At 62.7% G+C, this 13,203-nt stretch carries 10 protein-coding genes and 2 riboswitches; of the genes, 6 read left to right on the top strand and 4 right to left on the bottom strand.

Going from position 1 to position 13,203, the window contains the following annotated elements; genetic code table 11:
* The first annotated feature begins 94 nt into the window (after positions 1–94).
* Both P5706_RS18985 and nfuA read left to right on the top strand, forming a co-directional pair.
* Positions 95–2,386, top strand: coding sequence for a fatty acid cis/trans isomerase (locus tag P5706_RS18985; protein ID WP_285680869.1), 2,292 nt, complete (start codon positions 95–97; stop codon positions 2,384–2,386).
* A 520-nt stretch (positions 2,387–2,906) separates the two neighbouring features.
* Positions 2,907–3,491 (top strand): Fe-S biogenesis protein NfuA, encoded by a 585-nt coding sequence (gene nfuA / locus P5706_RS18980; protein WP_017136914.1) that lies wholly within the window; start codon positions 2,907–2,909, stop codon positions 3,489–3,491.
* A gap of 208 nt (positions 3,492–3,699) precedes the next feature.
* Here nfuA and cobM read toward each other — a convergent pair whose 3' ends face one another.
* The 4 genes from cobM to P5706_RS18960 form a co-directional block, all read right to left on the bottom strand.
* A complete protein-coding gene (cobM, locus tag P5706_RS18975) occupies positions 3,700–4,446 on the bottom strand; it encodes a precorrin-4 C(11)-methyltransferase (protein WP_285680866.1) in 747 nt (248 codons plus the stop codon).
* A gap of 69 nt (positions 4,447–4,515) precedes the next feature.
* Positions 4,516–4,908 carry a cobalamin biosynthesis protein gene (locus tag P5706_RS18970; protein ID WP_200433129.1) on the bottom strand — a complete coding sequence of 131 codons (393 nt, stop codon included), beginning with the start codon at positions 4,906–4,908 and terminating at the stop codon, positions 4,516–4,518.
* A complete protein-coding gene (locus P5706_RS18965; RefSeq protein ID WP_285680864.1) occupies positions 4,905–5,606 on the bottom strand; it encodes a CbtA family protein in 702 nt (233 codons plus the stop codon). Before P5706_RS18965 ends, P5706_RS18970 begins: the two co-directional genes overlap by 4 nt.
* Before the next feature lie 11 nt (positions 5,607–5,617).
* The gene (locus tag P5706_RS18960) at positions 5,618–5,806 is read right to left on the bottom strand and encodes a CbtB domain-containing protein (RefSeq protein WP_138815786.1); all 189 of its coding nucleotides are present in this window, start codon (positions 5,804–5,806) and stop codon (positions 5,618–5,620) included.
* Between the two features lie 97 nt (positions 5,807–5,903).
* Positions 5,904–6,124: riboswitch (cobalamin riboswitch) on the bottom strand.
* Between the two features lie 42 nt (positions 6,125–6,166).
* Positions 6,167–6,366: riboswitch (cobalamin riboswitch) on the top strand.
* Between the two features lie 92 nt (positions 6,367–6,458).
* Here P5706_RS18960 and cobW point away from each other — a divergent pair.
* From cobW to P5706_RS18940, 4 genes are all read left to right on the top strand, one after another.
* Positions 6,459–7,520, top strand: a complete 1,062-nt coding sequence (gene cobW / locus P5706_RS18955; RefSeq protein WP_285680862.1) for a cobalamin biosynthesis protein CobW — start codon at positions 6,459–6,461, stop codon at positions 7,518–7,520.
* A 3-nt stretch (positions 7,521–7,523) separates the two neighbouring features.
* Positions 7,524–11,285 (top strand): cobaltochelatase subunit CobN, encoded by a 3,762-nt coding sequence (gene cobN, locus P5706_RS18950; RefSeq protein ID WP_285680860.1) that lies wholly within the window; start codon positions 7,524–7,526, stop codon positions 11,283–11,285.
* A gap of 179 nt (positions 11,286–11,464) precedes the next feature.
* The gene (locus P5706_RS18945) at positions 11,465–12,463 is read left to right on the top strand and encodes a magnesium chelatase ATPase subunit I (protein WP_285680858.1); all 999 of its coding nucleotides are present in this window, start codon (positions 11,465–11,467) and stop codon (positions 12,461–12,463) included.
* A 53-nt stretch (positions 12,464–12,516) separates the two neighbouring features.
* On the top strand, positions 12,517–13,119 hold the full coding sequence (locus P5706_RS18940; RefSeq protein WP_200433151.1) for a vWA domain-containing protein: 603 nt from the start codon (positions 12,517–12,519) through the stop codon (positions 13,117–13,119).
* Positions 13,120–13,203: the final 84 nt, after the last annotated feature.

Below are 13,203 nucleotides of genomic sequence, written 5' to 3'. Positions count from 1 at the left end.
TGGTTTTGCATGAATATCGTTCATGTTGGTGCAGGTCTTGGCCCGGTAGACTTGCCGGCACTTATAGCGCACGCATTGAATCGGGACCGGATACATGTCACTTCGTCTACTCACCAGCGCCGTCCTGGCACTGGTCGCCTGCGTTGCACAGGCCAACGGACCCGCCCCGGCGATTTCCTATACCCGCGACATTCAGCCGATCTTCACCGAAAAGTGCGTGGCCTGCCATGCCTGCTACGACTCCGCGTGCCAATTAAACCTGGGCAGCGCCGAGGGTGCGTCCCGTGGCGCGAGCAAAACCCCGGTGTATGACGGCGAGCGCAGCCAGGCCACGCCGACCACGCGTTTGTTCTACGACGCATTCGGCAAACAGGCCTGGCAACAAAAAGGCTTCTATTCGGTACTCGACGCCCAAGGCAGCCAGGCCGCATTGATGGCGCGCATGCTGGAGCTGGGGCATAACGCGCCGCTGCAACCGAATGCCAAGTTGCCCGATGAGATTGTGTTGGGCCTCAACCGCCAAAACATGTGCGCCATGCCCGGCGAGTTCAATGCTTACGCCGGCAGCCATCCCAAGGAAGGCATGCCGCTGGCGGTCACCGGTTTGACCGACCAGCAATACCAAACCTTGCAGCGCTGGCTCGCCTCCGGTGCGCCGATTGACGAGCAAGGCCTGGCGCCAAGTGCCAGGGAAGCCCTGCAAGTACAGCAGTGGGAAAACCTGTTCAACCAGCCTGGCGCCCGTGAAAGCCTGGTGGCGCGCTGGCTGTATGAGCATTTGTTCCTGGCGCATATCTATTTCGAGAACGGCGAGCCGGGGCATTTCTTCCAGTGGGTACGCTCGCGCACGCCGAGCGGGCAGCCTATCGACTTGATCGCCACTCGCCGGCCCAACGACGACCCAGGCACCCAGGTGTATTACCGCCTGTGGCCGGTGCAGGGGGTGATCGTGCATAAAACCCACATCACTTATCCGTTCAGCGCAGCGAAAATGGCGCGGATCAAAGCCCTGTTCTACTCCGGCGACTGGCAGGTGAGCGCCTTGCCGGGCTACGGGCCGGGCCGCCGTGCCAACCCGTTCGAGACCTTCGAAGCCATCCCAGTCAAGGCGCGCTACCAGTTCATGCTGGATAACGCCGAATACTTCGTGCGCACCTTTATTCGTGGGCCGGTGTGCCGTGGGCAGATTGCTACGGACGTGATCCGCGACAACTTCTGGACGTTGTTCCAGGACCCGGACCACGACCTGTACATCACCGATGCACGTTATCGCGGGCAGGCCACACCGTTGCTGGCGATGCCGGGGCAGAACGATGACGTGGGCAGCGTGCTGAGCCTGTGGCTGGCCTATCGCGACAAGCGCAACCAGTATGAAGCCTTGCGCCGAGACAGCTATGCGGACGTGCCGCCACCGAGCTGGTCGACGTTGTGGGCGGGTAATGACAATGCCTTGCTGACGATTTTCCGGCATTTCGACAGTGCTTCGGTGACCAAGGGCCTGATCGGCGAAGTGCCGCAGACGATGTGGCTGTTTGACTATCCACTGCTGGAGCGCACCTATTACCAGTTGGCGGTGAATTTTGATGTGTTCGGCAATGTGTCGCACCAGGCCCAGACGCGCTTGTATTTCGACTTGATTCGTAATGGTGCTGAGCAGAATTTCCTGCGCCTGATGCCGGCCGATACCCGCGATGATTTTATGGATGATTGGTACCAGAACAGCGGCAAGCTCAAGCTGTGGCTGGACTACGAGGCGATTGATGACGACAAGCCAAGCGGCTTGCATCTGGATGAAAAAGACCCGAAACGTGACTTTGCCAACCAATTATTGACGCGTTACGGCGATTTGAATGCCAGCCCGGATCCGATCAACCGTTGCACGGGTGCTTATTGCTCGCGCGATGGTCTCGACCCGGCGTTGCAGGACGCGGAGCAGGCATTGAGCCGGCTGACATCGCGCCCGGCGGCGGGGCTCAAGGTGATTGATCAGTTGCCTGAGGCAACCATGCTGCGTATCGAGACCGCCAGCGGCAAGCGCGTGGTCTACAGCCTGCTGCGTAACCGCGCGCACAGCAATGTGGCGTTTCTGCTGGGCGAGGCTTATCGCTATCAGCCGGGGCTGGATACGGTGACGATCTATCCGGGTGTGCTTAGCAGCTATCCGAACTTCATCTTCAATATTCCGGCCCAGGAAGTGCCCGAGTTTGTGGTGGCGATGGAGAATGCCAAGGATGCCAAGCGGTTCGAGAAAATTGTTGATCGGTGGGGTGTGCGGCGCAGTCATCCGCTGTTCTGGCAATACTTTCACGACCTGTCGCAGTACGTCCGTGAGACTACGCCGGTGGAAGAGGGTGTGCTGGATATGAATCGGTATGAGAATTTGTGAGTGGGGTGGTGGGGGGATGTATCCGTTGCTGCGGTAATGGTGGCTTAGGGTTCCACCCTGACGGCGGGCCACTTTTGGCAAACGCCCTGTACGGACCGGACACATGGTTAACGGGGCGTCTCAGATCAAAAGCGAAAAGCGGATTCGCAGACACCTGGGAGCGGCTTTTCTGTGGGAGCTGGCTTGCCTGCGATGGCATCAACTCTGTGTACCTGATACACCGAGGTGTCTGCATCGCAGGCAAGCCAGCTCCCACCTTTGACCGAGTATGGCTCTGCTGTTGCTCCGGCTCTTACATCCTTTTCGATGAAGACATGTTGGTTACTTTTGTCTGGGCCGGCATTCCGGTCTTTACAAAAGTGACCCGCTGTAAGAGCGGAACCCTACTCAGCCGTTATCCAAATAACGGATAAACACACCTCTCGCGCCCAAACAAAAAACTATCCCGACAAAAACACTAGGACTTTGTACCTGCGTAACAATTTGGCGTAAACTCCGAGCAAGCCTGTGAGGAGTTTCCATGACTGCCATAACCATTACCGACGCCGCCCACGATTACCTGGCTGACCTGCTGTCCAAGCAGAACACCCCAGGCATCGGCATCCGCGTCTTTATCACCCAGCCTGGCACCCAGTACGCCGAGACTTGCATCGCCTACTGCAAGCCTGGGGAAGAGAAACCTGAAGACACCGCCCTGGGGCTTAAAAGCTTCACTGCGTACATCGACAACTTCAGCGAAGCTTTCCTCGATGACGCCGTGGTCGACTACGCCACCGATCGCATGGGCGGCCAGTTGACCATCAAGGCGCCCAACGCCAAGGTGCCGAACGTCAACGCCGACAGCCCGGTCAACGAGCGCATCAACTATTACCTGCAAACCGAAATCAACCCGGGGCTGGCCAGCCACGGCGGTCAGGTCAGCTTGATCGATGTGGTCGAGGACGGGATTGCCGTGCTCAAGTTCGGCGGCGGCTGCCAAGGCTGCGGTCAGGCGGACGTGACCTTGCGTGAGGGTATCGAGCGCACCTTGCTCGAGCGTATCCCGGAGCTTAAGGGCGTGCGTGACGTGACCGACCACACGCAGAAAGAAAACGCCTACTATTGAGTAAGGTGTTCACTGCAAAGAAAAAAACGGCGCCCCGTGAGCGCCGTTTTTTTATGCTTTAAATTCTGTGTCTTAAACGGTCTACTTAACAAAGAAGATCAACTGTGGGAGCTGGCTTGCCTGCGATGACGGCCTATCAGCCAACAAATCCGGTACCTGACACACCGCTATCGCAGGCAAGCCAGCTCCCACATTTTGTTTCTGTGATTCAGGGCCGGTAAAGGTGCGCATGGCCTGCCCGATACAGCGACGACTCGCTGAAACCATCACTGGCCAGCACCCGGCCCACCACAATCAACGCCGTACGCCGAAACCCTTTGGCCGCCACCTTCGCGGCAATATCCACCAAAGTGCCCACCACCCAATCCTGATCCGGCCACGTCGCGCGGTGTACCACGGCAATCGGGCAGTCCGCGCCGTAGTGCGGCAGCAGTTCGGCGACGATCTTCTCCAGATGGTTGACCCCCAGGTGAATCGCCATCGTCGTGCCATGTTGCGCCAAACTGTCAAATGCCTCACCCACCGGCATGCTGGTTTTATCGGCATAACGGGTCAGGATCACACTTTGGGCGATGTCGGGCAGTGTCAGCTCCGTCTCCAGCAACGCTGCGCAAGCCGACACCGCCGTCACACCGGGGATGATCTGGAACGGTATGCCCAGCTCACGCAAATAACGGATTTGCTCGCCAATCGCGCCATACAGGCTCGGGTCGCCGGAGTGTACGCGGGCCACATCCTGGCCGTTGGCGTGGGCTGCCTTGATCAGCTCAATGATCTGTTCCAGGTGCAATTCGGCGCTGTTGACCACCTGTTCAGCCTGATGACCTTGCAATACCGCCGCCGGCACCAGGGAGCCGGCATAGATGATCACCGGGCAGCTGCGGATCAGCCGCTGGCCCTTGACGGTGATCAATTCCGGGTCGCCGGGGCCTGCGCCGATAAAGTAGACGGTCATGGGAGTTCCTGTTGAAAAACGGGCGAGCATGAAAGTTGCTCATGATCGAGGAGGGCAATTATCGGGATTTTAGTCGGCGCACGCCAATGCAAAGGTGGCCTGGGCGGTTTTTTTGCGCGTGATCAACAGGCGGGCAGGGCGCTGGGACAACTGTTCAGCCAGGGCCAGGGCGGCGCTTTCGGCGATGCCATAGCAACCGGTATGCGCAAAAGCGACGGCTGACTTGTGGCTCAAGCGCTGTGCAAAACCGGCCAATTGTTCTGCACTGAAACACTGCAAAGGCAGTTCCAGCAGTCGGGCCAGGGCCAGCAGGCCGGGTTCAGCCTGTTTGCGATCAATACTTGCCAGCGCCGTGATGCGTTGGCGTTCAATGCCGGCGTCGGCGAGGGCTGCGTCAAACAGGCCGAGCAGGGCGTGAACATCACAGCCCCGCTGGCAGCCCAGGCCGACCACCAGTGTCATGCCGAGTATTGACCGTCGCGGTTGCGGCGAAACAGCCACGCGCTGATCCAGCCCAAGGCCAGCCAGAAGGCGACGTTGGTCAGTTGCGAGGCGATCTTGAACTGCGCTTCCAGGGCTTCGGGTGCCAGCATCGAATGCACTTGCGGTTGCGGCGCGCCGATCACGTGGGGCACGGCCAGGATCGCCACGCCCAACACCTTGAGCAGCCAGCTACGACCAAACACCAGCAGCGCGATACCGGCGGCGGTGGAGGCCGCGGTACCGATCCACCAGATCTGCCGTTGCGCCAGGTCGGCGGCAGCCGTGCCCGGCAACTCCGGCGGCAGGCCCAGGGTGGGTGCCAGTACAAAGGTTGCGTAACCGGCCAAGCCCCACAACAACCCTTGAGCCGTGCGGGTCGGCGTGCGCAAGGTGTAGAGGCCGGCCAGCATCAGCGCGAAACCGACCGCTACCACCAGGTTGCCACCGGTGGTCGACAGCACACGCTGCCAGCCATTTTCCGGCTCCCAGGCTTCGGCATCGTGGGTGTGGGCTGCGGCGCCAGCGGCGTGTTCGTGCGCCACTTCGGCGACCGGGGCATTTTCAAAGGTTTCCGCCTGCAGAATCAGCGGAGCGACCCAGAAACTTTGCAGCAGGGTCAGCAACAGGGCAGCCAGCAGGCCAGTGAAACCTGCGGTTTGGGCAATACGCTTGATCATGTCGGCAGGCCTCAGTGGCACGGGAACGCAGCGCTGTGGCGGGTATCGTGGGCGGCGTTGTGCACCGCCTCGATATGCGAGAAGCCGGCGAAGTACACCAGGCACGCGCCAAGGATCGACGCGCCGATGGCGGCGCTCAGGCGTTGGCTCAAGGTGGCGGTGCTGCTGGCGGTGTGCGAGGTGCTGCTGATGATCGACATGGCGCGTCCCTTCAGGGTTTCAGGGTGACACGAGCGCATGAAAACCCCGCGAGCCAGGCACGCAGGGTTCCGAACAGCGCCCGCCCACCGCGGGTTTGTTATCTGATTTTTTCGGGCCGGTCTCCGGGCTTGCGAGGGGCGCTCTTGGGGAAAGAGGTGGGCCGTATCAAGCATCGCCTTCCCATGCCCTACAGGCACAGTGGTTGTGACGCTTCGCTCGCTTACCGTTGCGGGGGCAGCACCGGACTCGTCATTACGCGATGACTCACCGGTTTCCCGTTTCACCCTGTGAAGGGCACCCGAAACAAGATGTGTAGGAGAGCATGGGCGGGCGACGGTAGTCAAATGCCGCGAGCCCCTGTAGCCTTGCACCTTCGAGGTTCTTCGGCCCACGCCGAAGCTAAGAAGGGAACGCGGTACAAGCCGCGGCTGCCCCCGCAACTGTAAAGGGTTTATCTGCCTGCCACGCCACTGCCATAACGGCGGGAAGGCGCAGCCAGCGCGGGTCGCAAGACCTGCAAACCCCAAGCCAGGAGACCTGCCTCGTAACCGATTTTCTACTTAACCGGGCGGGGTGATCCGGTGACGAAATCCGCTGCTGCGCGCCGTCGCAGGGTCTATCGTCCCGTCTGCCCGCCCCCAAGGGCATCCGATGAAAACACTGGCCAAACTCCCCGTCACCATCGTTACCGGCTTCCTCGGTTCGGGTAAAACCACCTTGCTGCGCCATATGCTCGACAACGCCCGAGGCCGTCGCATCGCCGTGATCGTCAACGAGTTCGGCGAACTGGGCATTGACGGTGAGATCCTCAAGCAGTGCTCCATCGGTTGCACCGAAGAAGAAGCCAACGGCCGCGTTTACGAATTGGCCAACGGCTGCCTGTGCTGCACCGTGCAGGAAGAATTCTTCCCGGTCATGCGTGAACTCGTGGCACGTCGCGGCGACCTTGACCATATCCTTATCGAAACCTCGGGCCTGGCCCTGCCAAAACCCTTGGTGCAAGCCTTCCAGTGGCCGGAAATCCGCAGCGCCTGCACGGTTGACGCGGTAATCACCGTGGTCGACAGCCCGGCCGTGGCCGCCGGCACCTTCGCCGCCTTCCCGGACCAGGTTGATGCCCAGCGCAAACTCGACCCGAACCTGGACCACGAATCGCCGCTGCACGAGCTGTTTGCCGACCAACTGGCCAGCGCCGACCTGGTGATCCTCAACAAATCCGACCTGATCAGCCCCGAAGACCTGGCCCGCGTGCGCCTGGAAGTCGCCGAGGAGCTGCCGCCGGCGGTGAAGATCATCGAAGCAAGCAGCGGTCGTTTGCCGTTGGACGTGCTGATCGGCCTGGGCGCCGGTTCCGAAGAACACATCGACGGCCGCCACAGCCATCACGATCATCACCACGACGGTGAAGACGATCACGACCACGATGCGTTCGACTCCATCTCCATCGACTTGCCGCAGGCCGACGAAGCACTGCTGCTCGACGCCCTGACCCAGTTGGTGGTGCAGCACGGCATCCTGCGCGTCAAAGGATTCGCGGCGATCCCGAACAAGCCGATGCGTCTGCTGATCCAGGGTGTGGGCACGCGCTTCGACAAGCATTTTGACCGCGCCTGGGGCGCCGACGAAGCGCGCATCACACGCCTGGTGCTGATCGGCCAGGAACTGGACGCGGCGGGCCTCGAAGCGCAATTGCGCGCAGCACTCAGCGTTTAGCCCATGCACCTGCTCAGGACTCAGCCGGGCGGTTTCGTTTCGGACGACAATATTGCCGACCTTGGCCAAACTCCTGCCGAGCTGGTGATCCTGTGCAGCGGTGATTCCAGCCTTGCACTGTTGGCCGAGGCTGGCCAGCAGTTGCCCGACGACTACCCCAGCTTTCGCCTGGCCAACCCCATGCAGGTGCAGAACCATGCCTCGGTCGACCTTTACGTCGACGAGGTGCTGCGCCACGCCAAGGTCATCCTGATTTCGCTGCACGGCGGCATCGGCTACTGGCGCTACGGCATTGAGCGCCTGGTGGAGTTGGCCGAGCGCGGCGTGCAGTTGATTCTGGTGCCGGGCGATGATCGCCCCGACCCGGAACTCAGCGGCTTAAGCACCGTTGGCATGGCTGAGCGCGACCGCCTCTGGCACTTCCTGCGCCAGGGCGGTTTGGGCAATGCGCTGGATTTCTACCGTTGCCTGGCCAGCAGCCACCTGGGCCGCGACTACGCCTGGGACGAGCCGCAAACCCTGGCGCGCACGGCCATTTATCACCCACATAAACCCCACCCACGGCTGAACGACTGGCAGGCCGATTGGCACGCCGACTGGCCGGTGGCGGCGGTGTTGTTCTACCGCTCGCACCTGCAGGCGGCCAATACCGGTTTTATCGACGTGTTCTGCCAACGCTTGCAGGCGGCGGGTCTTAACCCGCTGCCGATGGCGGTGGCCAGTTTGAAAGAGCCCGGCTGCCTGACGGTGGTCGAGGACTTGCTCGATGAAGTGCAGGCGGCGGTGATTTTGAACACCACCGGCTTTGCCCAGTCCAGCCCGGAAGCCCCGCACCTGCGGCCGTTTCGCCGCAATATCGCGGTGATCCAGGCGATCTGCGCGCAAGACAACCAGCCCGGCTGGGAGGCCAGCGAACAAGGCCTTGGCCCGCGTGACCTGGCCATGCACATCGCCCTGCCGGAGCTGGACGGGCGCATTATCAGCCGGCCCATCAGCTTTAAAGATTTAGCCTGGCGCAGCGAGCGCAGCCAATCCGACGTGGTGTGCTACCGCGCAGCGCCCGAGCGCATGGATTTTGTCGCTGAGCTGGCGCGGCGCTGGGTTGAACTGGCGCGCGTGCCGAATGCCGATAAACGCATCGCGCTGATCCTGGCCAATTACCCGACCCGCGACGGCCGCATCGGCAATGGCGTAGGCCTGGACACCCCGGCAGCGGCGCTGAATATCTTGCGTGCGCTACACGCCGAAGGTTACCCGGTGCCCAGTGAGTTGCCTGCCAGCGGCACGGCCTTGATCCATGAGCTGCTTGGCGGCGTCACCAACGACCTCGACAGCCTCGACCTGCGCCCGTGCCATCAAAGCCTGGGCCTGGACGATTACGAGGCGATGTTCCAGCGCTTGCCCGCCGCCAATCGCCAAGCCGTATTGGAACGTTGGGGCGCGCCGCACAACGACCCAATGTGCCGCGACGGGCGCATGATGATCGCCGGTCTGCGCCTGGGCCTGACCTTCGTCGGCATTCAGCCAGCACGCGGTTACCAGGTGGACCACAGCGCGGTGTACCACGACCCAGACCTGGTGCCGCCCCACGGCTACCTGGCGTTCTACTTCTGGTTGCGGCACACCTACGGCGCCCATGGCGTGATCCATGTGGGCAAGCACGGCAACCTTGAGTGGCTGCCGGGCAAGGGTGTCGGGCTGTCGCAACATTGCTGGCCGGATGCGTTGCTCGGGCCGTTGCCGAATATCTACCCGTTTATCGTCAATGACCCAGGCGAGGGCGCCCAGGCCAAGCGCCGCACCCAGGCGGTGATCATCGACCACCTGATGCCGCCGCTGACCCGCGCCGAAACCTATGGCCCGCTGCGTAACCTGGAGCTGTTGGCAGACGAATATTACGAAGCGCAGTTGCTTGACCCACGGCGCGCCCTCGAACTGCAAAAAGACATTCTCAAGCTGGTGCGCGAAACCCGGATCGACCAGGAGCTTGAGCTGGATAACGACGCCGACGCGGCGGTCTGGCTGCCGCGCCTGGACACCTACCTGTGCGACTTGAAAGAGTCGCAAATCCGCGACGGCCTGCATATTTTTGGCGAGTCGCCCGAAGGCCGCCTGCGCATCGACACCTTGCTGGCCTTGCTGCGCATTCCCCGTGGCGATGGGCGTGGCCCGCAATCGAGCCTGCTGCGGGTGTTGGCCAAAGCCTTCGAGCTGGGTTTCGACCCACTGGACTGTGCCCTGGCCGAACCCTGGACCGGGCGCCGCCCCGAGGTGTTGCAGAAGATCGACGCGCAGTTGTGGCGCACCGCCGGCGACACCCGTGAACGCCTGGAGCTGTATGCGGCGCGACTGATCGAGCAAGCGCTCGAAGGCCCGCTCGAACAGCTAGAAGAACCCGGTTGGGAGGACGTGAAGTCGGTGATCGAGAGCCTGCGCATTGTTGTCGCGCCGCGCCTCGACGCCTGCGGCCCCGCCGAAATGCGTGGCTTGCTGGATGCCCTGAGTGGTCGTTTCGTACCTGCCGGCCCCAGCGGCGCGCCAAGTCGCGGGCGCCTTGACGTGCTGCCCACCGGGCGTAATTTCTTCAGCGTGGACGTGCGCAACCTGCCCACCACCACGGCCTGGCGCATCGGCTTCCAATCCGCCAACCTGATCCTTGAGCGGCACTTGCAAGACCATGGCGACCACCTGCGCCAGCTCGGTCTTTCTGTTTGGGGCACCGCCACCATGCGCACCGGCGGCGACGATATCGCCCAGGCCATGGCGCTGATGGGCGTGCGCCCGGTATGGGCCACCGGCAGCCAGCGTGTGGATGACTTTGAAATCCTGCCGATCAGCCTGTTGGATCGCCCACGGGTGGATGTGACGCTGCGCGTGTCCGGGTTCTTCCGCGATGCCTTCGCCAACCTGATCCGCCTGTTCGACGCGGCGGTGCAGGCGGTGGCGGCGCTGGATGAACCGGACGACATGAACCCGCTGGCCGCCAAGGTGCGCAGTGAGCGTGAAGCGCTGCTCACGTCGGGCCTGGATGAAGCGGCCGCCGCAAAGCAGGCCGGCTGGCGCATCTTTGGCGCCAAACCCGGCGCCTATGGCGCGGGTGTGCAGGGCGCGATTGACGGCCGCTTGTGGCAAAGCCGCGAAGACCTTGCCGAGGTCTACCTGAACTGGGGTGGCTATGCCTATGGGGGCGCCGATGAAGGCACCGCCGCCCGTGACCAATTTGCCCAGCGCTTGAGCCAGGTACAGGCGGTTTTGCACAACCAGGACAACCGCGAACATGACCTGCTCGATTCCAACGATTACTACCAATTCCAGGGCGGCATGCTCGCCGCCGTGGAAACCCTGAGTGGCGACAAGGCCGCCAGCTACCATGGCGACCACAGCCAGCCGGACCTGCCGAAGATCCGCACCTTGAAGGAGGAGCTCAACCGGGTGATCCGCTCCCGTGCCGCCAACCCCAAGTGGATCGACGGGGTGAAACGCCACGGTTATAAAGGTGCATTCGAGATGGCGGCCACGGTGGACAACCTGTTCGCATTCGACGCAACCACTGCGCTGATCGACGATCACCAATACGCCTTGCTTGCCGACGCTTACCTGCTCGACGCCGACACCCGCGCCTTTGTGCAGCAGCACAACCCGGCGGCACTGCGCGACATGACCGAACGCATGCTCGAAGCCCAGCAACGCGGCATGTGGCAGGAGCCGGGCGCGTACCGCGAGGCGTTGGAAAACCTGTTGCTGGACATAGAAGAAGACAGCTGACCGCTCGTTCCCACACTGTGGCGAGCGGGCTTGCCCCGCGTTGGGCCGCGTAGCGGCCCCAATAAGGTCAACCTGGTTTTCCTGAAAGAACGCGGCGTTTGGATTTAGGGCTGCTTCGCAGCCCAACGCGGGGCAAGCCCGCTCGCCACAAGAAATAGCAGAATTTAAAGAGAGCAGGTATGACCGATATCCCCCATTTCCCGCTGTCCGCCGTGGTCGGTGCCGACGACCTGAAACTGGCGCTGTGCCTGACCGCCATCGACCCGAAAATCGGCGGCGTGCTGATCGAAGGCCCGCGCGGCATGGCCAAGTCGACCCTGGCGCGTGGCCTGGCGGACCTGCTCGCCAGTGGCCAGTTCGTCACCCTGCCATTGGGCGCCACCGAAGAGCGCCTGGTCGGCACCCTGGACCTGGACGCCGCGCTGGGCGAAGGCCGCGCACAATTCTCCCCGGGCGTATTGGCCAAGGCCGATGGCGGCGTGTTGTACGTCGATGAGGTCAACTTACTGCCCGATCACCTGGTCGATCTGCTGCTGGATGTGGCTGCCAGCGGCACCAACCTGATCGAGCGCGATGGTATCTCCCATCGCCATTCGGCGCGTTTTGTGCTGATCGGCACCATGAACCCGGAGGAGGGTGAGTTGCGCCCCCAGTTGCTCGACCGCTTCGGCTTCAATGTGGCGCTCAGCGGGCAAACCGTGCCCAGCGAGCGCGGGCAAATCATCCGGCGCCGCCTGGATTTCGACAGCAACCCGACTGCGTTCTGCAGCCAATGGGCTGAACCACAGGCGGGGCTGCGTGAGCGTTGCACCCAGGCGCGCCAGCGGCTCGACAACATTGAACTGGACGATCAGGCCCTGGCGCAGATCACCGAGCGGTGCTTTGCCGCCGGCGTCGATGGCTTGCGCGCCGACCTGGTCTGGTTGCGCGGCGCACGTGCCCATGCCGCCTGGCGCGGCGCGGCTGCGATCGCCGAAGAAGATATCGAAGCGGTGGCCGAGTTCGCTTTGCGTCATCGCCGCCAACCGCAGTCGCCGTCGACAAGCCCGCCCGATCAAGGCCAGGCTGCAAAACCGTCTGACCCGTCACCCGGCCAGGGCCAGTGGGGCGATATGCCCGCGCCCGCATTGCCCACGGGCGCCCGCCGGGAAGTGCCCGCCTGGCCAAAAAAGCCCTAGGCATTCGCCCTCGACCTGACGCGGGGGCGGATGCCCGGCCCAAGGCAGGGCGACTGGAGCACGGCAGGCACGGCAAGGCACGCAGCGCCCAGCGTGGCGCGATCAATTGGCCGGGCACCTTGCTCGGTGGCCGCCCGCAGTGCCGTGAGGATCTGCTTTATCACCTGCGCAGCCGCGCGGCCCATGAGCTGTGGCTGGTGATTGTCGATGCCTCGGCGTCCACCCGCCGCCATGGCGCACTGAGCGACGCCAAAGGCCTGCTCGCCCAGCTGTTTGACGACGCCTATCGGCAACGCGCGCGCATGGCGTTATTGACCGCCAGCGGCCAATCGCCCAAGTGGCAAGTGCAGGGGCTCAAGGCCGCCAAAAGCTTGACCGGCTGGTTGGCGCAGCTCGGCGCCGGGGGCGGCACACCGTTGCTGGCGGCGTTGTCCGAAGCCGGCCACTGGCTGCACGCGCGCCGCCAGCGTTACCCGGCCGAGCAGCAACGGCTGCTGGTGATCACCGATGGGCGGCTCAAGGCTATCGCTGGGTTGCCTGTGCTCGATTGCCCAGGATTACTGGTAGATATCGAGCGCGGCCCGATCCGGCTGGGCCGCGCGAAGCAGCTGGCGCTTGAGCTGCAACTGGACTATCGGCCGATCGATAGTCTGTAGGCTTAATAAAACTGAACGTTATCTGATTCCCGCTTGTCCCCGCTTCCCATGTCACCCCCTGCCTGCCAAATCCCTTAATTTTCC

It is taken from the genome of Pseudomonas sp. ChxA (assembly GCF_030263855.1).
Classification (GTDB): Bacteria; Pseudomonadota; Gammaproteobacteria; order Pseudomonadales; family Pseudomonadaceae; genus Aquipseudomonas; species Aquipseudomonas fluorescens_CB.
Note: the sequence above shows the minus strand (reverse complement) of the source record. Positions and strands in the feature narration are given on the sequence as shown.